The sequence below is a fragment of the Propionicimonas sp. genome (assembly GCF_034927565.1).
GTDB lineage: Bacteria > Actinomycetota > Actinomycetes > Propionibacteriales > Propionibacteriaceae > Propionicimonas.
Genome location: NZ_JAYFPT010000047.1, coordinates 37,633 through 58,803, shown reverse-complemented (window position 1 = coordinate 58,803; position 21,171 = coordinate 37,633). Strand labels below are relative to the sequence as shown.

The 21,171-nt window shown below is 66.9% G+C and carries 18 protein-coding genes and 1 tRNA gene; 5 read left to right on the top strand and 14 right to left on the bottom strand.

Annotated features, from left to right (window positions below; translation table 11 throughout):
• Positions 1-23: 23 nt before the first annotated feature.
• The 3 genes from ftsX to prfB all read right to left on the bottom strand — a co-directional run bounded on the left by ftsX (position 24) and on the right by prfB (position 2,878).
• Positions 24-926, bottom strand: a complete 903-nt coding sequence (ftsX, locus tag VB080_RS09525; RefSeq protein WP_323418201.1) for a permease-like cell division protein FtsX — start codon at positions 924-926, stop codon at positions 24-26.
• Between the two features lie 28 nt (positions 927-954).
• Positions 955-1,641: a cell division ATP-binding protein FtsE gene (gene ftsE / locus VB080_RS09520; RefSeq protein ID WP_323418200.1), complete on the bottom strand. Its 687-nt coding sequence runs from the start codon at positions 1,639-1,641 to the stop codon at positions 955-957.
• Positions 1,642-1,768: 127 nt separating this feature from the next.
• Positions 1,769-2,878: a peptide chain release factor 2 gene (gene prfB / locus VB080_RS09515; protein ID WP_323418199.1), complete on the bottom strand. Its 1,110-nt coding sequence runs from the start codon at positions 2,876-2,878 to the stop codon at positions 1,769-1,771.
• A 105-nt stretch (positions 2,879-2,983) separates the two neighbouring features.
• On the opposite strand from prfB, the gene VB080_RS09510 reads away from it, so the two are divergent.
• Positions 2,984-3,694, top strand: a complete 711-nt coding sequence (locus VB080_RS09510; RefSeq protein ID WP_323418198.1) for a histidine phosphatase family protein — start codon at positions 2,984-2,986, stop codon at positions 3,692-3,694.
• A 6-nt stretch (positions 3,695-3,700) separates the two neighbouring features.
• On the opposite strand, the gene VB080_RS09505 is transcribed toward VB080_RS09510, so the two are convergent.
• Positions 3,701-4,480, bottom strand: a complete 780-nt coding sequence (locus VB080_RS09505; protein ID WP_323418197.1) for a glycyl-radical enzyme activating protein — start codon at positions 4,478-4,480, stop codon at positions 3,701-3,703.
• A gap of 116 nt (positions 4,481-4,596) precedes the next feature.
• Between VB080_RS09505 and VB080_RS09500 the strand changes: the two genes are divergently transcribed.
• From VB080_RS09500 to ppgK, 3 genes are read left to right on the top strand one after another with little or no spacing between them, the layout of a single operon-like run.
• On the top strand, positions 4,597-5,379 hold the full coding sequence (locus VB080_RS09500; protein WP_323418196.1) for a DeoR/GlpR family DNA-binding transcription regulator: 783 nt from the start codon (positions 4,597-4,599) through the stop codon (positions 5,377-5,379).
• Positions 5,379-7,817: a glycyl radical protein gene (locus VB080_RS09495; protein WP_323418195.1), complete on the top strand. Its 2,439-nt coding sequence runs from the start codon at positions 5,379-5,381 to the stop codon at positions 7,815-7,817. The genes VB080_RS09500 and VB080_RS09495 overlap by 1 nt, the downstream gene beginning before the upstream one ends.
• A gap of 30 nt (positions 7,818-7,847) precedes the next feature.
• Complete coding sequence (gene ppgK / locus VB080_RS09490) at positions 7,848-8,663, top strand: polyphosphate--glucose phosphotransferase (protein WP_323418194.1); 816 nt, start codon at positions 7,848-7,850, stop codon at positions 8,661-8,663.
• 14 nt (positions 8,664-8,677) lie between these two features.
• On the opposite strand, the gene VB080_RS09485 is transcribed toward ppgK, so the two are convergent.
• From VB080_RS09485 to VB080_RS09455, 7 genes are all read right to left on the bottom strand, one after another.
• Positions 8,678-9,691 carry a LacI family DNA-binding transcriptional regulator gene (locus VB080_RS09485; RefSeq protein WP_323418193.1) on the bottom strand — a complete coding sequence of 338 codons (1,014 nt, stop codon included), beginning with the start codon at positions 9,689-9,691 and terminating at the stop codon, positions 8,678-8,680.
• A 72-nt stretch (positions 9,692-9,763) separates the two neighbouring features.
• Positions 9,764-12,241, bottom strand: coding sequence for a GH116 family glycosyl-hydrolase (locus VB080_RS09480; protein ID WP_323418192.1), 2,478 nt, complete (start codon positions 12,239-12,241; stop codon positions 9,764-9,766).
• A complete protein-coding gene (locus VB080_RS09475) occupies positions 12,238-13,116 on the bottom strand; it encodes a carbohydrate ABC transporter permease (protein WP_323418191.1) in 879 nt (292 codons plus the stop codon). The genes VB080_RS09480 and VB080_RS09475 overlap by 4 nt, the downstream gene beginning before the upstream one ends.
• A gap of 1 nt (position 13,117) precedes the next feature.
• Positions 13,118-14,068, bottom strand: a complete 951-nt coding sequence (locus VB080_RS09470) for a sugar ABC transporter permease (RefSeq protein WP_323418190.1) — start codon at positions 14,066-14,068, stop codon at positions 13,118-13,120.
• A gap of 81 nt (positions 14,069-14,149) precedes the next feature.
• On the bottom strand, positions 14,150-15,532 hold the full coding sequence (locus tag VB080_RS09465; protein WP_323418189.1) for an ABC transporter substrate-binding protein: 1,383 nt from the start codon (positions 15,530-15,532) through the stop codon (positions 14,150-14,152).
• Between the two features lie 39 nt (positions 15,533-15,571).
• On the bottom strand, positions 15,572-16,732 hold the full coding sequence (locus VB080_RS09460; protein WP_323418188.1) for a DUF4185 domain-containing protein: 1,161 nt from the start codon (positions 16,730-16,732) through the stop codon (positions 15,572-15,574).
• A gap of 5 nt (positions 16,733-16,737) precedes the next feature.
• Entirely contained in the window at positions 16,738-17,817 is a 1,080-nt protein-coding gene (locus VB080_RS09455; RefSeq protein ID WP_323418187.1) for a glycoside hydrolase family 172 protein, read from the bottom strand.
• A gap of 203 nt (positions 17,818-18,020) precedes the next feature.
• Here VB080_RS09455 and VB080_RS09450 point away from each other — a divergent pair.
• Positions 18,021-18,093: transfer RNA gene (locus tag VB080_RS09450), tRNA-Val, on the top strand.
• Positions 18,094-18,134: 41 nt separating this feature from the next.
• Here VB080_RS09450 and VB080_RS09445 read toward each other — a convergent pair.
• The 3 genes from VB080_RS09445 to VB080_RS09435 are packed head-to-tail and all read right to left on the bottom strand — an operon-like array spanning position 18,135 to position 21,065.
• Entirely contained in the window at positions 18,135-19,277 is a 1,143-nt protein-coding gene (locus VB080_RS09445) for a lipocalin-like domain-containing protein (protein ID WP_323418186.1), read from the bottom strand.
• A 40-nt stretch (positions 19,278-19,317) separates the two neighbouring features.
• On the bottom strand, positions 19,318-19,881 hold the full coding sequence (locus VB080_RS09440; RefSeq protein ID WP_323418185.1) for a TetR-like C-terminal domain-containing protein: 564 nt from the start codon (positions 19,879-19,881) through the stop codon (positions 19,318-19,320).
• Positions 19,882-19,910: 29 nt separating this feature from the next.
• Positions 19,911-21,065, bottom strand: a complete 1,155-nt coding sequence (locus VB080_RS09435; protein WP_323418184.1) for a lipocalin-like domain-containing protein — start codon at positions 21,063-21,065, stop codon at positions 19,911-19,913.
• Between the last annotated feature and the right edge of the window lie 106 nt (positions 21,066-21,171).

Sequence of the window (21,171 nt, the reverse complement as noted above, 5' to 3'; positions counted from 1 at the left end):
TCTACCTCTTCACTGATCGAAGGTCAGACCCGAAGGAATCTCCGGGTCGCTATCAATGTTGGGATAATAGAGAGTATGACCCCCAACAACACAAGACTGCCCATGGTGATTCCGACGTGTTCCCAGCGGATCCACTCAATACCCTTAATCTCTGCTTTAGCTTTTCCGATGATCACGAACTGCTCGACAGCGGCCAGCGAGGCACACGCCAGCAGCGATCCGACCAGCGCGGCGATGAGCGATTCGAGCAGGAACGGCAGCATGATGTACCAGTTCGATGCGCCCACCAGACGCATGATCCCGATCTCCCGGCGACGTGAGAAGGCCGCCATCCGGATGGTGTTGCCGATCTGCAGCGCGGCCGCCACGAGCAGCAGGACGCTGGCCCCCACCGTGGCCCATCTGGCCATGTTCAGCCAACTGAAAAGCGGGTCGAGATATTCACGCAGATCATTCACCCGCTGGACGCCGTGCATACCCGAAACCATGGACACGACCCCCTGATATTCCTCGGGGTTGACCAACTTGATCCGGAAGGAATCCGGAATCATGTCGACGGTCATTGTCTCGAGAATCGGGTCGTCGGCATAAACCTCACGGAATTCGTCGAACGCCTCCTGTTTCGACTCGTAGTACACCTCGGCGACCTCGGGGTTACCGCGCAGTGCGGCCTCGATCGCCGCCCGCTCGGCGTCGGTGGTGGAGACACCGGGCTCGCACTGGCCGCCGCGGGAGTCAGGCACGCACAGGTAGACGCTGATCTCGATCTTGTCGTACCAGTTACCGCGCAGCAGATCGACCTGCTGGGTCACCAGCAGCCCTGCCCCGAACAGGGCGAGCGACACCCACATCGTGACGATGACGGCGAGGTTCATGGACGCGTTCCGGCGCAAGCCGGACATCGCTTCGGACAACGTATGGCGCATCGAGGCCACCCTTCCTTACGTCAGTGACCTACTGGTAGCCGTAGACGCCCTTGGTCTGGTCGCGAACCACATCGCCGCCGGAGAGCTCGATCACCCGCTTGCGCATCTGGTCGACGATGGTGGCGTCGTGGGTGGCCATGATCACCGTGGTATCGGCCTTGTTGATCCGGTCGAGCAGTTTCATGATGCCCACCGAGGTGGTCGGGTCGAGGTTGCCGGTGGGTTCGTCGGCGATCAGGATCGCCGGGCGGTTGACGAAGGCCCGCGCGATCGCCACCCGTTGCTGCTCCCCGCCGGACAGTTCCTCGGGCAGCCGATCACCCTTGCCTTCCAGCCCGACGAGTTCCAGGGTCTCGGGAACCACCCGCTTGATCAGGGAGTTCGGCTTGCCGATCACCTGCAGCGCGAAGGCCACGTTCTGGGTGACGGTCTTGCCGGGCAGCAGCCGGAAGTCCTGGAAGACGGTGCCGATCTGGCGGCGCAGGCCGGGTACCTTCCAGCTGCGCAGCTTCGTCAGGTCCTTCCCGGCGACGTAGAGATGGCCGTCTGAGGGCAGGTACTCACGCAGGATCAACCGCAGGAAGGTCGACTTCCCCGAGCCGGACTGGCCGACCAGGAAGGCGAACTCGCCCTTGGCGATCTCCACGTTGACATTGCGCAACGCCGGCCTCGACTGGCCGGGGTAGGTCTTGGAGACGTCCTCGAATCTGATCACGATGCAGGGTGTGGCCGGGTTGACGATGCGGGAGTTTCCTGAGGATCTCTCAGGCCGACCTCATCTGGGAGTGTATGCGCTCGGTCGCCGTCGCCCCGAATCGCCACGCCGTGGGCGGCCTACCCGCTCACCTCGAGCCGGTCTGCCGGCGCCAGCGGATGCCCGCGTCGATGAAACCGTCGATGTCACCGTCGAAGACCGCCTCGGGGTTGCCCACCTCGTAGTCAGTACGCAGGTCCTTCACCATCTGGTAGGGGTGCAGCACGTAGGAGCGCATCTGGGCACCCCAGGAGTTGCCGGCGTCTCCCTTCAGCCCGCGCATCTCGGCCTCCTTCTCGGCCCGTGCCCGCTCCAGCAGCCGGGACTGCAGCACCTTCATGCCGGCCACCTTGTTCTGCAGCTGCGACTTCTCGTTCTGCATCGACACCACGATGCCGGTCGGGATGTGGGTCAGCCGGACGGCGGAGTCGGTCGTGTTCACGCTCTGACCGCCCGGGCCGGAGGACCGGAACACGTCCACCCGCAGATCCTGTTCGGGGATGTCGATGTGGTCGATCTCCTCGGTGACCGGGAAGACGTCCACCCCGGCGAAGGAGGTCTGCCGGCGGCCCTGGTTGTCGAAGGGCGAGATCCTGACCAGCCGGTGGGTGCCCTGCTCGACCGAGAGCATGCCGTAGGCGAACGGCTCCTTGACGGTGAAGGTCGCCGACTTGATGCCTGCCTCCTCGGCCTCGGAGGTCTCGTAGACCTCGGTGGCATAGCCGTGACGTTCGGCCCAGCGCAGGTACATCCGCAGCAGCATGGCGGCGAAGTCAGCGGCGTCCACTCCCCCGGCCTCGGACCGGATCGTGACCAGGGCCTCGCGTTCGTCGTACTCGCCGGACAGCAGGGTGCGGATCTCCAGCGCGTCGATGTCGGCCTTGAGCGACTTGAAGTCCTTCTGCGCCTCGGCCAGGGTGTCGGCGTCGTTCTCCTCCTGGGCGAGTTCGGCCAGCACCTGCAGGTCGTCGATCCGGCCATGCAGCCGCGACAGCCGGTCGACCTCGGCCTGCAGTCGCGACAGCCGCGAGGTCACGCGCTGGGCGTTCTCCTGGTCGTCCCACAGGTCGGGGGCTGACACCTGCTCCTCCAACCCGGCGATCTCCGCCCGGGAGGCGTCGGGATCGAGCACCGCCTCGATGGAGGTGAGGGTGCGATCGATGTCGGCAAGTTCGGCGAGCAGGTCAGCGGCAGTCACGGGCGATGATTCTACCGTTCGCCGGACGACCGGGCGACGCCGGCATCCGGCCCCGGCTGGCCGAACTCCGCCCGGGCACCGACCCCCTCATGCCATGATCGGGGGGTGTATCTGCTGCTCATCCGCCATGGCGAATCGCTGAACAACCGGGTCGAGGCCGAGACCGGTGTCGGCAGCAATCGGGTCCCCGATCCGGAGCTGACCGAGCTGGGGATCCAGCAGGCGGCCCGGCTCGCCGACCATTTCGCGGCGGGAGCGTTGCCCCGTCCGGACGTGCTGCTCAGCTCCCTGATGTACCGCGCGGTGGCGACCTCAGCGCCGATCGCCGAAGCCCTCGACCTGCCGGTGGAGGGCCACACCCTGCTGCACGAGGTGAACGGCGTCTATGAGGGCACCTTCACCGGCCACAGCACCAGGGGCGTCCCGCGACCGGGGACCGCGGCCTCCGTGCTGCAACGGGCGAATCCTCGTCTCGTGCTGCCTCCCCAGGCTGACGAGACCGGCTGGTACCGGCGTCCTTTCGAGACCCCGGGCGTGGCCGCCGAACGCGCCCGCGTGGTGCTGGCCGAACTTTCCGGACGGTTCGGCACCACCGAGCAGGTGATCGCGATCGTCAGCCATGCCTGGTTCATCCAGTACCTGCTGCGGGCGGCGATCGGCTGGGAGGTCGGCCCGGACGGCGAACTGGGCACCTGGCTGGAGTTCAGCAATACCGGGCACACCCTGCTGCGGTCGGTCCACAACCCGGACTTCTCCCAGGTCGTGGAGTGGACCAACCGGCTCGACCACCTGCCGGCGGACCTGGTCAGCCGCTGACCGGGATCAGCAGAAGGCGTGGATGCCGCCGTCGGCGAACGCCCGCCGGTAGTCGTCCAGGTCCTCGGCGTGCAGCGCCGGGACGCCGGCCATCGCGTACCCGCGGTCGAGCAACTCGTACTTGCGTTCGCCGAACTGGTGGAACGGCAGCAACTGGAGTTCGGTGACGCCCAGCGGCTTCAGCAACCGGCAGAACGCCGCAGCGTCAGCGAGACTGTCGTTGGCGCCGGGGATCACCGGGATCCTGACCAGCAGCGGTGTGCCGGCCGCGAGCGCCGCGGCCAGGTTGGCCAGCGGAAGATCGTTGCCGACACCGGTCCAGCGCCGGTGGAGCTCGGGGTCGTGGTGCTTGACGTCGATCAGCAGCAGGTCGACCTCGGCCAGTACCCGCTGGAAGACGGCGGGCGCGGCGTAGCCGGTGGTCTCCAGCGCGGTGTGGACGCCCTCCTGCCGCAACGCGTGCAGCAGGGTGCGGGCGAACCGGTGCTGGACCAGGGCCTCACCGCCGGACAGTGTCACCCCGCCGCCCGATTCCTGGTAGAACGGACGATCCTGCAGGCAGGTCTCGACCACCTCCTCGACCGTCCAGTCACGACTGTCGGGCACCCGGACGCCGGGATGCAGCGGATCGCGTACCTGCAGTACGCGGAGCTTCTGGGAACCCGGGTTGGAGCACCAGGCGCAGGTCATCGGGCAGCCTTTGAGGAAGACCACCGAGCGGATCCCCGGGCCGTCGTGCAGCGAGAACTTCTGGATGTCGAAGACCCGTCCGACCTCCGCGCTCATCGCCACACCTTCCGTTGCCAGCTTCTCAACGAAGCTACTTGATGTTTCATTCGAAAGTCTACTATCCTTCGTAGTAGCGTCAAGCCGTTGGCGGAACGCAGCGCTGGAGGAATGCCATGGATCGCCGGTCGAGAATCCTCGAGCATGTCATCGCCCACGAACGGGTGGACGTGAACGACCTGGCCGCGCACTTCGGGGTCTCCCAGGTCACCGTCCGCAAGGACCTCGACAACCTCGCCGATCGCGGTCTGGTCCGTCGCCAGCACGGCTACGCCGAGGCGATCGCCCCCGACAACCTGCTCAGCCGGCTCGCCGTCCACTACGACCTCAAGCGCCGGATCGCCGCGGCGGCGGTCGACCTGGTCCCGAACGGCGCCACCGTGATGATCGAGTCCGGTTCGTCCTGCGCCCTGCTCGCCGAGGCGATCGGACGCACCCGGCGCGGGGTGACGATCATCACCAACTCTGCCTTCATCGCCGACTACGTCCGGGGCTCGCAGGCATCGGTCGTCCTGCTCGGAGGCGACTACCAGCCTGAGTCTCAGGTGCTGGTCGGCCCGTTGGTCGAGCAGTGCGCGGCCTCCTTCTTCGTCGACCGGCTCTTCATCGGGATCGACGGCTACACCCCCGAAACCGGCTTCACCGGCGCCAACCACCTCCGCGCGGCGGCCGTCCAGGCGATGGCCCGGCGTGCCCGCGAGGTCGTGGTGCTCACCGAGTCGCTGAAGTTCCCACGCCGGGGCTCCGTCCCGCTGCTCGGGTTGGACGCTGTCGCGCAGCTGGTCACCGACACCGACCTGCCCGGCCCGCTGTACTCCCACCTCACCGGCGCAGGTCTCACCGTCCAGACGGTGCCCGCCGACCCCGTCACCGAACCCGCCACCCGAGAGGACATCTGATGAGCACCCTGACCGAACCGCAGACCGCCGCCACCGACCCGCACTTCGGCCGGCTCACTCCCCGGATGGCCGCCTGGCGCGAGCAACTGCTCGACACCCCGGCCTCGGTCTGCGTCGAGCGGGCGCTGCTCACCACCCAGACCTACCGCGAGCACGCCGACCAGCCGATGATCATCCAGCGCGCGCTGATGGTGAAGAACGTGCTGGCGAACATGTCGATCTACATCGAGCCGGCCACGCTGATCGCAGGCAACCAGGCCTCGGCCAACCGGGCGGCCCCGATCATGCCGGAGTACGCGATGGACTGGGTGATCGCCGAACTGGACGAGTTCGACTCCCGTCCCGGTGACCGGTTCACCATCACCGAGCAGGCCAAGCAGCAATTGCGCGAGATCGCCCCGTTCTGGGAGCACAACACGCTCAAGGAGCGTGGCCTGGCTCTGATGCCGTCGGCCAGCCGGCAGTTCTACGATCTTGGCATCATCCACCCGGAGGGCAACATCACCTCCGGCGATGCCCACATCGCCGTCTCCTACGAACGTGTGCTCGCCGAAGGGCTGGCCGGCTACCGGGCACGGACAGAGGAACTGCTCGCCGGACTCGACCTCACCGACGCTGACGGCCAGAAGAAGGCAGCCTTCTACCGCGCTGTGCTGATCACCCTGGACGCGGTGGTCGGCTTCGCCCATCGTTACGCCGACCTGGCCGCCGACCTGGCCGGGACGGAACCGGACGACGCCCGCCGCGCCGAGTTGGCACAGCTGAGCCGGATCCTCGCCACCGTCCCCGAGCAGCCCGCGTCCACCTTCCGCGAGGCGGTGCAGGCGGTGTGGCTGGTGCAGTTGTGCCTGCAGATCGAGTCCAACGGGCACTCGCTGTCCTACGGCCGACTCGACCAGTACCTCTACCCGTTCTACGCCGCCGACCTGGCGGCGGGGCGGATCACACCCCAGGACGCCACCGAACTGCTGACCAACCTGTGGCTGAAGACCCTGTCGGTGGCCAAGATCCGCAGCTGGTCGCACACCCGGTTCAGCGCCGGCGGCCCGCTCTACCAGAATGTCACCGTCGGTGGGCAACGCCCGGACGGTGGCGACGCGGTCAACCCGCTGTCCTGGCTGGTCCTGCGCTCGGTCGCACAGACCAGGCTGCCGCAGCCCAACCTCACCGTCCGGTATCACCACGGCCTGTCGGACGACTTCATGGCCGAGTGCATCGAGGTGATGCGGCTGGGCTTCGGCATGCCGGCCTTCAACAGCGACGAGGTGATCATCCCGTCCCTGATCGCCAAGGGGGTCTCCCCCCGGGACGCCCACAACTACTCCGCGATCGGCTGCGTCGAGGTCGCCGTTCCGGGCAAGTGGGGCTACCGCTGCACCGGGATGAGTTTCCTCAACTTCCCCAAGACCCTGCTGATCGCGATGAACAACGGCGTGGACCCCGCCTCGGGCGTCCAACTGGCCACCCCGGTGAAGCACTTCATCGAGATGACCGGCATCGACGAACTGCTGGCAGCCTGGGACGTCACCGTCCGGGAGTTCCAGCGGCACTGCGTCGCCCTCGACACCGCCTGCGACATCGCCCTGGAGGAGAACGTCGCCGACGTGCTGTGCTCGACCCTGGTCGAGGACTGCCTGGGCCGCGGCAAGCCGATCAAGGAGGGCGGTGCGGTCTATGACTTCATCTCCGGCCTGCAGGTCGGCATCGCCAACCTGGGCGACTCCCTCGCGGCGATCAAGAAGTGCGTCTTCGACGACCACACGGTCACCGCCGCCGAGCTCTGGGAGGCGCTGCTGAACGACTTCGCCGGCGAGCGCGGCGAGCAGATCCGCGCCCTGCTGCTGGACGCTCCCAAGTACGGCAACGACGACGACGAGGTGGACCGGCTGCTGGTGCGCGCCTACGACACCTGCATCGACGAGATCTACGCCCACCACAACACCCGCTACGGCCGCGGCCCGATCGGCGGCGGCTACTACGCCGGCACCTCGTCCATCTCGGCGAACGTGCCACAGGGCGCCTCCACCATGGCCACCCCGGACGGCAGGCATGCCGGCGAGCCCCTCGCCGAAGGCTGCTCCCCCAGCCACGGTGCCGACCTGCACGGACCGACGGCGGTGTTCAAGTCGGTCTCCAAACTGCCCACCGAGCTGATCACCGGCGGGGTGCTGCTGAACCAGAAGGTGAACCCCCAGCTGCTGGCCAAGCCGGAGGACCGGGCCAAGCTGATCATGCTGCTGCGCACCTTCTTCAACCGGCTGGACGGTTTCCACGTGCAGTACAACGTGGTCGACCGGGCCACCCTGCTGGACGCCCAGGCCCACCCCGAGCGCCACCGTGACCTGATCGTCCGGGTCGCCGGCTACAGCGCCTTCTTCACCGTGCTGTCGAAGGCCACGCAGGATGACATCATTGCTCGTACTGAACAGACCCTGTAGGCCACCGTCCGCGAGACTCAAGGAAGAGCCATGTCACCTGACCTTCTCGAGACGAGGCTGACCGACCGGCAGTCGTCCATCGCCGGACGGGCGCGGGGCATCGCCTTTGGCATCGACATCGGCGGCACCGGCATCAAGGGCGCTCCGGTCGACCTGGCCACCGGCCTGTTCTGCGAGCCGCGGCGCACCGTAGCGACCCCGTCACCGGCCACACCGCAGGCGGTCGCCCGCGCGGCTGCCGAGCTGCGGGCCGGGTTCGACGGGCTGGCCTCGGTGCCGGTCGGGGTGACAGTACCGGCGGTGGTGCGCAAACGGATCGTCCGGACGGCGGCCAACATCGATCCGAGCTGGATCGGGATCGACGGCCAGAGCCTGTTCGACGAGGCCTTCGGGACGCCGGTCGCGCTGCTCAACGACGCCGATGCCGCCGGGCTGGCGGAGGTCACCCGCGGTGCCGCGCAGGGTGAGCCCGGGGTGGTCTTCGTGGTCACGCTGGGCACCGGGATCGGTTCGGCGCTGTTCGTGGACGGCAGGCTCGTTCCCAACACCGAACTCGGGCACCTGCGGATCGACGGCTTCGACTGCTGCCCGTGGGCGTCCGCCGCCGCGCTGACCCGGGACAACCTCTCCTGGGCCGACTGGGTGTCGCGGGTGCAGGAGTACCTCGCCTTCGCCGAAAGCCTGATCTGGCCTGACCTGATCGTGATCGGCGGCGGTATCAGCGCCGAGGCCGAGCGTTTCCTGCCGCTGCTGCAGCTGGACGCCCCGGTGGTGCGGGCCCGGATGGGCAATGACTCCGGCATCATCGGCGCCGCGTACGAGGCCCACGCCGCGGCCCTGCGCTGAGCGCCCCAGAAGGCTCAGCGCAGGGTGCTGGCCCGCACCCGCAGCACCGGATCGAGGAAGACCCGAGCGCTCTCGACCTGGCTGCCGCGGGCCCGGGAGGCCAGCAGTTCGCCGGCCCAGGCGCCGAGCTGCTCGGACGGCTGCTCGACCACCGACACCTGTGGTTCGACCATGCTGTTCCAGCGGTCGTCGTCCACCCCGATCAGCCCGATCTCCGGGCCGATCCGGCGGCCGAGGGTCCGCAACGCGCTGTAGACCGCACCGGTGAGGGTGTTGGTGGTGGCGAAGACCGAGTCGACGTCGCCATGGTCGACCATCACCTCCGAGATCTCCAGCGGGACGTCGATCTGGAACGGCAGGTGGACCACCCGCTCGGGATCGACCGGATACCCCGCCTGGGCCATCTCGGCACGGAAGCCGACCTCGCGCTCCTTCATCGGCGAGATCGCCAGCGAGTGGTTGACCACCAGCGCCCGGGTCCGGCCCTGTTCGACCAGGTGACGGGCGGCCAGCCGTCCGATCAGGGCGTTGTCGACCGAGACGGTGTCCCCCCAGAAGTCGGTGACCTTGCGGTCGATCGTGATCACCGGGATGCCCGCCCGCTGCAGCGGCACCAGGCGCGACAGGTGCGGGGACGCGGCGGCGATGACCACCCCGGACACCCGGTGGGCGATGACCGCCTCGATCGAGGACTTCTCCAGGGCTAGATCCTCGTGGGAGTTGCACAGCACCACCGAGTAGCCCGCCGCGTTCGCGCTGCGCTCGAAGGCCTCGATCAGCCGCACGAAGAAGGGGTTGCGGACGTCCGGCACGATCGCGGCGAGCAGGTCGGCCTTCTGCCGGCGCAGCGCGCGCCCGGCCGCGTTGGGACGGTAGTTCACCTGCTCGGCCGCGGCCTCGACCCGTTTGACCAGGTCGGGCGCCACCCGCGGGTGGCCGTTGAGCACTCGGGAGACGGTGGCTGCGGACACCCCCGAGACCCGAGCCACGTCCAGGATCGTGGCCTCTTTCGCCAGTTCAGCGTCCATGATCCTCCTCTCTGGACGGGCCAACCCCTGCGGTGCCATCCAACACGATCTCGGCCCCGTCCGCTTCTCGCGCTATCCGGTGGACGCCCGCTTCACAGCGAACTCAGCTGTGCCTTCCACGCACCTGAGGTCGGCACCCTCATCACTCACGGTGACGATCCCGTAGCCGGTCGAGCTCATCCACGGCCAGGATCCGGGCCGCGAGACCGTCATCACCCCGGTCGACTCGTCCACCCGCACCCCGCTGCGCGCCTGCAGGACCGTCCAGCCTGCCATCGCGCGGGCGTAGTGGTCGCCGCACTCGATCTCGTTGTACGGGTTGCGGCGGGTGCCGTCGTAGCGGTTCCACAGCCCGTCCAGCACCTCCTGTCCCAGTTCGTCGAGCCCCTCGAACAGGCAGTGCGCGGCGACCTGCCACTCGATGCCGGTCCAGACCTCGTCGGCGTAGCGGGTCGGCACCTCCGGGCGCCCGCCGTCCGGCCAGGAGCACATCAGCAGGCCCACGTCGCTGGCGGCGTCGGCGTACACCCGGTAGGGATGGACGAAGTCAGCGAAACCGTGCCGCAGGTTGGTGGTCACGACATGCCGCAGGGCGCTGCGGACGTGCTCCGGCGGCAGGATGTAGCCCAGTCCCAGTTGGTGCGCCCACCACTGCCCGATCACCTGGTCACTGAGCGTGCCGGTCAGCCACTGGAAGTCGGTCGGGTCGCCCTCGTCGAGCAGCTGGATGTACTGCCGACCGTCAAAGAGCAGCTCGTCATAGCGCCGGGAGCCGGCCTCGAAGCGTTCCCGGACGCTCGCTGCGAGTTCGGTGTCCCCGACCTTTCCGGCCAGTTCCTCCAGCGCGCGTAGCGCAGCCAGCCAGAGCGTCCCCATGAACGGGTTGACCCCGGCGAGGTCGATGTCGTGGGTACTGGGCTGGATGCCCCGCAGCACGCCGTCCCCGTCCGCGTCCCATGTCCCGGCGATGTGCTGGTAGAGCCGGACCACGGCCGGCCAGCGGCGGGCCAGCCAGTCCTGCCCCGCACCGTGCTGGACGTCGCGGAGGGTCTTCAAGATGGTGGCGAGCATGCCGTCCAGCGCCGGCTCCTCCGGACCGCCGATCGCTTCCTGCCACAGCTGCGGCAGGTAGGCCGGCACCCGCAGCCGGTGCGGGATCGCACCGTTCGGTGCCTGCATCACATCGAACTCGGTGTCGCGCATGGTGCGCTCCAGCGACGGCCACAGCCCGGCCAGCGCCGCCTCGTACTGCCACACATGGGTGCAGTTCAGTGGGCAGGAGCCACCGAACCTCCCCGACCACATGGTCGTGGAGGCACCGAGCGAGCCCTCGTAGCCGTAGAACCTGCCGTCGGCGCCGATGAAGCAGGTGGGGCTGCGCAGGTAGCCGGCCTGGGCGGCCAGCCGGTCGGCTTCGGTGGGGTCGAGGCTGGAACCGGTGAGGGTGGAGGTCCAGCGCAGGGTGCGGGAGACCCAGGTCTCCCAGTTGGCCTCGACGGCGGTCTGGACGTCGAGCGCGTCCAGGTAGCGGTTGGCGTACTGGTTGCCCAGGAAGAACCGCGACGAGCCCCACTCCGGCCGCGGTACCCCGAACTGCTCGATGTCGACCATCCGGTTCGGGAACCACCAGGCCAGACTGAACCGGATGGTGCGGGACTCCCCCGGTTCGAGGGCGAAGCCGACGCCGACCACGCCGAGCCAGCTGCGGCCCCCAGGGCTGGGCCCCTCGCCGCCGATCGGCGCGTTCAACTGCGGATCCCCGACGGTCGGGCTGACCGCGAGCCGGGACCGTCCGTCGTTGCCGGCCCGGGATTCCAGGAAGGCGCGCAGGTGCTCCAGTCCGCTGCACCGGGTGAGGACGGCTGCCGACTCGTCGTCGGCGGCCAACACCAGCTGCCCGGCCAGCCGGTCGGCCTCGTCCAGGCCGACGTTGTCCATCGCGACCCGCGACCAGCCCCTGCCCCGGCGCAGCCGGTTGACGTTCCCACCCAGGCCCGGGGTGTGCGCACCGATCGGTGTGATGCCGTCCCAGCCGACGGTGTTCAGCAGCGAACCGGCCAGCGTGCCGTGGACGGGGATCGGGCCGGTGTTCACCAGGGTGAACTCGAACAGCCCGGCCGGGACCGAGCTCAACTCGACGTCACCGGGAGCCAACGGGTTGAGCACCCGCATCGACACCGCGAGCGGATGACGGTCGTCAGTCAGGTCCAGCTGGGCGACCGGATAGGTGCCACTGAACCGTGCGTGAGCGAAGGTGCCGAACCTGCCGGCGGCCTGGCGCATCCACTCCGGCACCTCGCCGTCGGTCACCAGCGGTGCCGCCGGGTCATCGACGAGCGGACCCTGCACCATCGCGAGCACGTCCAGCGGCGGCTCCACCTGCGTCACCCGCAGCCAGAAGCCGGTGCCGGGCATCGCGCCGCGGTGGTTGGGCATGCCGGTCAACTGCCACTGCCGCAGCGAACCGTCCGCGTTCACCGCGAAGCCGCCGGTGCCGATACCGCCGACCGGCATGGCGAGAGCGGGATGGTCGCGCGCGTCGAGTGTCACTTCATGCCGGCCATCTTGATATTGCCGATGATCTGGCGCTGGAAGATCAGGAACAGGATGATCACCGGTGCGGCCGCCAGGGTCGAGCCGGCCATCAGCAGACCGAGTTCGCTGGTGCGTTCGGAGCGGAAGGTGGCCAGGTACTGCTGCACCACGAACCGTTCGGGGCTGACGATGGTCAGGATCGGCCAGACGTAGGAGTTCCAGTAGGCCAGGAAGGCGGTGATGCCCATCACCACGAACGGCGGCTTCGACAGCGGCAGGAACAGCCTCACGAAGATGCCGAACCGGCCACAGCCGTCCAGCATCGCGGCCTCCTCCAGGCTGGAGGGGATGCTCAGGTAGAACTGCCGGATGAAGAACACGGTCGCCGCGCTTGCCGCACCGGGGACGACCAGCACCGTGAGCGTGTCCAGCATGTGCATCCTGGTCACCACGATGTAGCTGGTCAGCAGGATCGTCATGCCGGGGATGAACATGGTGGTGATCACGATCACCCACAGCGCCCGCTTGAACCGGAACTCCAGCCGGGCGAACACGTAGGCTGCCATCGAGTTGACCGTCAGGCTGAGCGCCGTGAACAGCACCGCACCCAGGAAGGTCCACGCCAGCGTCCGGACGAAGGTCGGATCGCTGAGGATCTGCACGTAGTTCTCCCACTTCCACACCTCAGGGAAGAACTGGAACGGAGTCTGGATCACCTCCTTGCGGCTCTTGAAGCCCGCGATCACCATCCAGGCCAGCGGGAACAGCGCGGCGACGATGAACACCGCTGCCGCCAGCCCCTTGCCGGCCAGCACGAGGTAGTAGCCCGGACGACGCCGGCGCCTGCGGCCCGCGACCCGGGTCGGAGCAGCTTCTGCGATCGTCTCCATGTCAGTCCACCAGCTTCTCGGAGTTGAAGATCCGGAACACCAGCGACGACACCGTACCGAGGACGATGAAGAGCAGCAGGGCCGCAGCGATCGAGTAGCCGACGTTCATGTCATTGCGGAAGTGGTTGAAGATGAACAGGTTGGGGGTGGTCGTGGAGTCAAGCGGCCCGCCCTTGGTCATGATCAGCGGTAGTTCGTACTGCTGCAGGGCGGCGACGAAGTCGGTGATGAGCAGGTACAGCAGGACGTTCTTCATCTGCGGGATGGTGATGTAGATCGTCTTCTGCCACCAGTTCGCGCCCTCCATCGCGGCCGCCTCGTAGAACTCGCCGGGGACGTCGACCATGGACGCGACCATGATCAGGGAGGTCAACCCCATGCCCAGCCAGATCGCCGGGACGGCGACCGAGACCAGTGCCCAGGCCGGGTCGCCGATCCAGGCGATCGGGTCGACGTTGAAGACGCCGAGCGCCGCGTTGAGCAGCCCGCCAGAGTAGTCGTAGATCAGCACGAAGACGATGGACGCGATCACCGTGGAGATGATCGTGGGGATGTAGATGCTGACCTTCAGGGTGCTGGCCAGGCCGCGGGAGACGCTGACCACGAGGTTCGCGAACAGGAAGCCCAGTACCAGCATCAGTGGCACCGTCATGGCGACGAACAGGAAGCCGCGCCGGACGGTGGCCCAGAACAGTGGATCCTTCAGCACGTCGGAGAAGTTCTTCCAGCCGACGAACACCGGGTCCTTGTAGAAGCTCCAGTCGTGGAAGGAGAGATAGCCCGCGTACACCGTCGGCCAGAGCACGAAGATCCCCAGCAGCACGACCACCGGCGCCAGCATCAGCCAGGCCACCTTCGTGTCCCGGTAGCGCGGATCCCCACGATGGGTACGGTCGGGTTGCCGACCGCCGGCCGGCAACTGCCCGACCGTGGCAACGGATGCGTCGGTCATCCTTCTCCTACCTCCCGGAAAGGACTCAGGGCCGGTGGTGCCGACAGCCGGGTCGGGGCTGCCGGCACCACCAGCGACGAGCTACTTGGCTACCTTGGACGGTAGGTTCTCACGATCGATCACCGTCTGGATGGCGGCGGTGGCCGTCTTCAGGGCGTCGTCGACAGAGGACGCGCCGTTCATGCCGGCTTCCATCGCCGTCCCCACTGCCAGCGAGACATCCCACGGGTAGGTCGGCTCCGGGATCGCGGTAGGTGCGATCTGGTTGGTCACGATGTCCGCCCAGGGCGCGTTGGCCGCTGCGGAGTCGGCTGCGACAGCCTCCTGCACCGACGTGCGCACCGGCACCTTGGTGAACTGCGTGTTGACGAAGAACGGCACCAGGTTGGCCGGGTCACCGGCGAGCGCCCAGCTCAGGAACTTCCCGGCGGCCTCGGGGTTCTTGCTCTTGGCGTCGATGACCCACTTGAAGTTGCCCAGGGTGGTCGCGGTCCGTCCGTTGGCGTCGGGCGAGTTGGGCATGGCGCCAACGCCGGTCTTGGTGAGCATGTCCGGGTAGTCCGAGCCGATCTCCGACATCATCCACGAGCCCGAGACCTTGAACGCGCCCTTGGCCTGACCGAAGTCCGATCCCTCGACGTAGGGTGCAAGCGCCTGCTTGGGCATGTACTCCTTGTCCCACAGGGTCTTGTAGACGTTGATCAGCGCCTTGTAGCCGTCGGTCTCGACGTCCGGCTTGGTCCAGTCGTCGGACAGCGCGGTGTGGCCGTTGAAGTTCCACTGCTGGCCAACGCTCGACCAGGCGAAAGTCACCGCGTCCTGCGCGGGCAGGATGCAGTACGTCCCCTTCTTCAGGGTCGGCTTGATCTTGGCGCACATGTCGAGCAGGTCCTGCCAGGTTGACGGGCCCTTCTCCGCGTCGAGACCGGCCGCGGTCAGCATGTCCTTGTTCCAGAACAGGACGGCCTGCGCCTCGAGCAGCAGCGGGTAGGCATAGTAGGTGCCGTCAATCTCGGAGACCGGCTTGGCGGCGTCGATGATCTCGTTGAGGGCATCCATCGGCACCACCTTGTTCAGCTCGTACAGCTGACCGGCGTTGACCGCGTCCTGGATCGATCCGGGGTGGGTGTAGATGTCGGGCGCCGTCCCGGCGGCCTGCGCGGCCTTCATCTTCTGGTCCCAGGCATCGGCCGGGATCTCGGTGCCGACCACCTTCACCTCGGTCTGGGCGGCGTTGAACTTGTCGATGATGTCCTCGTACCAAGTGTTCTCCACCGGGGTGAAGGTGCGGTGCCAGAACTGGATGGTGGTGGGCTCGGCCGCGCTGCCACCGGAGGCAGAGCTGCTGCCACCGGCCGACGGCGCCGCCTCTCCCGGCGTCCCCGAGCCGCAGGCGGCCAGGCTGGAGACCATGGCGAGCACGGCGCCCACGCCGAGCACCCTGGTCAGGAATGAGTGTTTCACGGGTTTTCTTCCTCTCAAGCGGGCTGCAGCAGCGCAGCATCAACCGTTCTGACTGGCGGACGCGCCCTCGGTGGCGCTCCCGACGAGGTCCATCGAGTACCAGAACACCTGGTACGGACCCCATACCGACAAGGTGAAATAGATCCGGCGACCGTTGTCGGAGACGTATCGCGGGGTCATGTAGGGGGCATAGAGCCCCGGGGTCTCGGTCTGGGTGGTGATGGTGTGCGGCGGGCTCCACGGGCCCCACGGGGAGAGCCCTTCGAACACCACCGCATCGGCGTTACCGGCCATGGTGGTCAGCAGCCACCGTTCCAGGTGGGTCGACCACATCACCGACAGTTCACCGACCGGGCCGTCGAGCACGGTGACAGCTTCGGCTTCGCGGGGGCTCCATCGGGGAGCCTCGCTGTGGGTCCCGGCGAAGTACTCGTAGGACGCGGGGTCGGCCACCGCGTCGTCGCTGGCCGGCACCCGCATGAGCTTCACCGACCCGAACCGGCCGGACGGAATCCCCCACAGGTAGATCCAGTCGCGCCCGTCGGCGGTCAGTGGAACCTGGGCCAGCTGGACGAAGTTCGACTCACCCGACCAGCGCACCCCGGGCAGGATCTCCCAGGTCTGGCCGAGGTCCGTGGAGCGGGCCAGCCCGGCGTGGTCGGCCGTCCAGACCCCGGGCGCTCCCCAGTGCAGCACCGACATGTAGCCGAGGTACATCACCTGGCCGACGGTGAACAGCTGGGTGGGGATCTTCGTCGTCTCCCCCTCGACCTCGTTCGGCTTGTGGTCCCCGGGCAGCAGTTCCTTGACCTGGCCGAGTTCGTCCAGGATCCAGCCGTCAAAGACGATCCCGTCGCTGGGGTCGTCGCTGGTGCTCCACGCCATGGCGTTGGACTTCCAGATCTCGCCGGTGCCGCCGTAGGCCTCGGGGTCACGCTCCCCGAAGTTGTCCCCGAAGACGAAGAAGGTGCGCTCACCGAGGGTGGTCATGTGGCCGAGGTCGGCGCCCGCCAGCAGCACCGACGCCGTGTCGTTGACGGCCCCCGGACCAGTGAGTTGCGCGATCCTGGTCACACCGGCCACCCCGGCGAGCCGGAACCCGCCCCGGACCCGCTCGGCGGGCGGAGAAGAGGCGAGCAGGCCGCAGCCGCCGAGCAGGGCCACCGCCCCGCCGGCCGCCAGCACCGCACGCCGCGACATCAACGTCACGCCCGCCGGGGAAGCCGCTCGGTCACCGGCGGCAGGGTGAGGGTCGGGTCGATCCGGTCGAGGTACCAGTACGCCACCGACGAGATGTCGTCGCTGCGAGCGTTGTTGTGGCCGTGCTCGATGGTGACCCGGATCGACTCGGAGAAGGTGACCGGATCCTCGATGTGGAAGCGGTACAGCGAGATCTGGCCGGACCAGTTCGGACCGCCGGCCAGGGTGATGCCGTGGTAGGGCCCATGGAACTCCTGGGAGGGGCACCAGGCGGTGTTGAAGTAGTCCTCGGTGCCGGTGCCGTGGATATTGGGCGGCCAGGCCTCGCCGTCGACGAAGATCATGTCATCGCCCTCGCCGTACCAGTTCCACGCCTCGGTCTGGCGCAGGTTGGTGACATTGAAGGTGCAGCCGACGTAGTGCCCGCGTCCGGTGGTCTGGAGGATGACGTAGTTGCCGTCCCCGGTGATGTTCTCGCCGCCGAACAGGAACTCGCCGTTGCTGCGCTCGCCCTGCTCGATACCGTCAGCGGGGTTCTCCCGGCGCCAGTTGGCGTGGAACCGGCCGATCCCCTCCTCCAGTTCGTCGAAGGCCTCGTAGTCGAGGTAGTAGTAGAACCACAGCACGAGGTCGTCGCACTCGCTGGTGATCTCGAACCGCGCGCCGTCGGCGAAGGGCATGTGGAAGAAGGAGTTGAAGGCTTTGCCGTCCTCGGGGCTCATCTGCAGCGGCAGCGAGGCGAAATTCGTGGTGCGCGCATGGCCGACACCGAAGAAGTCGCCCAGCGGCACCAGGATCGACGGGTGCTCACTGCCGTCCCAGTAGGCACGCAGCACCAGCTTGCGCAGGAAGTCGTTGTCGGGGGTGTCGGGGTCGGTGGGACCGGCCGGTGCCACCGTCATCCAGATGTGGTTGATACTGCCCGCACCCGCGATGTCGGCCAGTTCCACGGTCTCACCCGGACGCAGGGTGACCCGATCCTCGTTGCCGCCACTGCGGTCGTAGGACGAGACCCGGCGGCGCCGGGTGTCGCGCAGCCGGGGCAGGTCACGCAGGCTCGAGCCGTGGGAGCCGTAGTTGGTCATCAGACCGTCCCTTCACCTGATCGTCCGGGAAATCTCTGGGAATCGTTTTCTTACCGTATCTTGGAGACCCTCACGAGGTCAACAACCGGGTAGGACCGGCGGGTTTCAACCAGCGACGACCGTCGCAGGCCCTTCACCGACCTGACGATGCGGGGATTTCGGCGCGCTGCTGCCACAATGGTCGCCGCGACTCATCGTCGCCGGGACGCGTAGCTCAGTTGGTAGAGCGTCGGCCTTACAAGCCGTTGGTCGTCGGTTCAAGTCCGGCCGCGTCCACAAACGAGGTTCAAGCCGCCAACCTCGCAGCTGCGCCGGTCCTATCGTCCTTCCTTGAACTGGGCGGCTGGGAACAGGTACTCATAGATCAGTTCGCTCTCGCGGACTGTGGTTTGATCACCGCTGGTGAGGATCATCTCTCCGTGTGCGCCGTAGCGGGTGTAGGAAGGGTGGAGTCCCTGCTTGCGGAACTTGGATTGGACGAGCTTGGCCGGGATCCAGGAGAAGAGCGGGCCGAGGACTTTACCCATTCTGCTCTTGAGGACGGCAGGGAGTTCCTTGTAGATGTCGCGCACTTCGAGCCTTTGGTCCGCGGTCAGCGTGTATTCGAGCTTCTGGTCGCCGTGGTCGAACACGTAGTGGGAGATCTCGGGGTAGGGCTTGCCTGATACGGGGTCGATATAGGACTTCACGATCTCGTGCTCGACCCCGTGGTGGCTCTCGAAGATCGTCGCCCCGTCGTCGCCCTGGACGAAGACGATGGGGAACCTGGCGTTGTCGTAGAGATCACTCGCGATAAAGTCGAACAGGAGCAGTGAGTGGTCATCGAAGCTCTGGCGCGCCCAGAGCCAGTGGTTCCAGGTCTCCATTGCGTTGACGTTGAGCCACTGGTGGTCGTGGTATCCCGTTCCGTGGACTTCGCGAGTGACGCCATCGAGGGTGATCGTGCCCGTGACCTCGCCTCGGGGTACCACGCAGAACCAGGTGAAGAAGTCCTTGTCATCGTCGCCGAAGCCGATGTAGCCGGTGCCGGGGCGGTAAGGGGAGCCGAGGCTGTGGAGTTTCAGGTCGGCGCCGAGGCCATTAGTCTTGCCGTCCTCAGTTGAGATGTGGATGGTGTAGTCGTACAGGTCGCCGACGAAGGAGTGGGGTCCCACATGGACATCGCAACCGGCGGTGCTGAATGAGGATTCCGCGGCCGCGTAGTTGGCCTCCACTGGATGCTCGGAGCCGTCGGGTGGGGTGATACGGATTTGGATATCGGGGTGGTCCTCGGTGTCCTTTTGCTTGGATTGCGGTGAGGTGTGGAAGACGATTGCGACTTTCGTGCCGTCGTCCATGATGGCGTCGAAGTACCACCACTCGAAGGCGCCGGCCGTGGGTGGCATGCGCCGGCCGTCTTCCCAGGGCTCTATCGTGTCGGGCTTTAGTCCGAACCTCTCGTAGTCGGCGGGGGTGTCCATCAAGCGTGAGCGTGTCATAGTGTCAGTCCTTTCGTGTGGGTTACTGCTCTGCCTGGTTGTGGGACCAGAGCCTGTAAAGCGGAATCGCGACGGTGTCGATGACCTCGTCGAGGTATCCAGGGGGCATGTCCTCTTCGAGGACCTGGGTGCGTAGCAGTCCGACGGGTGCCAGTAACGCAGGGCGTGGGATTGGGGAGGGCCCTAGTTCTCCTCGACCCCGGGCGTGATCGACGATGCTGAGCAGCATGTCGATGGCCGGGCGTTGGTCGCCATTGATGATCAGCGATGCGAGTTCGTCGTCGGCCTCGCCCATAAGTGCACGCAGGACCCGGGCGCCGACCATTCGGCTGGGTGCGACGACGAGCGAGAAGAGGCTGTGCAGGTCGGCCCTGAGCGGGCCGGTAGGCTTCTGCGGTTCCATTCGCCGAGTGCGTAGGTCCCCGAGCAGCGCGTCGGCGACCATGTGCGCGCGGGTTGGGTAGCGGCGGTACAGGACGGGCTTACTGGCGCGCGCCCGCCGGGAAACCCCCTCGTAGGTGACGGAGCCGTAGCCCCCGTCTGCCAGGTCGTCGAGAACCGCCTGCCGGATCGCCTGGGTGAGCACCGCTCCGCGGCGGCGCGTTGTGGGCGCTGTCATTGCTCTGCGGTGTAGGACATGCCGGGGTACATGAACTCGTAGATGAGTTCTCCAGACCGTTGGATCTGTGGCGCATCTGCCGGGATGAGCGTGAGCTCTCCGTGCCCGGCGTAGCGCGCGTACGAGGGAGCGATGCCCCGTTTCGCCATCTTGGAGCTGGCTACCTTCACCATCAGCGGTGTGACCCACTTGGCGAGCGTCGCGCCCACCTTGGCCCTGAGCTGCTCGCGGACCACGCTGCGAACGTCCATGGTCTCGATAACCGAGTCCTGAGTCAGGACGTACTCCGCGTGCCCCATGGGGTTGTCGAAGACGTAACGGGCGTCTTTCGGGTACACCTTGCCGGAACTGGGGTCCGTGTATTCCGATTCGACCGTGTAGTCGACCTGCTGGGTGTTTTCGAAGACCACATTTCCTTCGGAATCCTGGACGAAGCACAGCGGGAACCGGGTGAATCCGTACTCCGCTTGGGTCGTCATGTCGAAAACGAGGATCGCGTGGTCGTGGAAGCTTTGGCGTGCCCAGGTCCAGTGATTCCAGGCCTCCAGTACGTTCATGGTGCCCCACTGGTGGTCGTGGTATCCACGGCCGTTGACCTGGTGTGTCACTCCGTCGTAGGTGAGCGTGCCCGCCACGTCACCGGCGGGCACCACGCACAACCACGTGTAGTACTTCTCATCGTGATCGCCGAACGCGAAGTACGCGGTGCCCGGACGGAACGGCTTCGCGGTGGAGTGCAGCACGAGGTCAGCAGACAGCCCTTCGACATCGGCGACGCGGATGCGGTATTCCGTGAGATCGCCGCGAAACACGTGCGGTCCAAACGTCACGTCGCACCCGTCGGTGCCGTAGCTCGCCTGCTCGGGAGCCACCTCGACTGTGCCGTGGTGCTTTGTCCCGTCCGGGGCGGTCAGAGTGATCTTCAGGTTGGGATGGGCCTCGGCCGTATCGATCTTCGAATTGACCGTCGTGAAGAACTGGATGACCGCCTGCGAGCCGTCGTCCAACATCGCATCGAAGTACCACCATTCCCAGGTCCCGACGGCATCTTCGGTGCGCCTACCGTCCTCCCACGCCTCCACGCCGCCCGGACTGACGCCCAGCGACTCATAGTCCTCCGCCCGGTCCATCAGTCTCACACGTTGCGTCACCGTGTCGCCCCTTGCTCAAGTCGAAGGTCTCTATCCGTCACCCAGTTTAATATACGCACCGTATACTAACCGCAGCAAGACCGACGACCTGCCGAACGTACGGTCC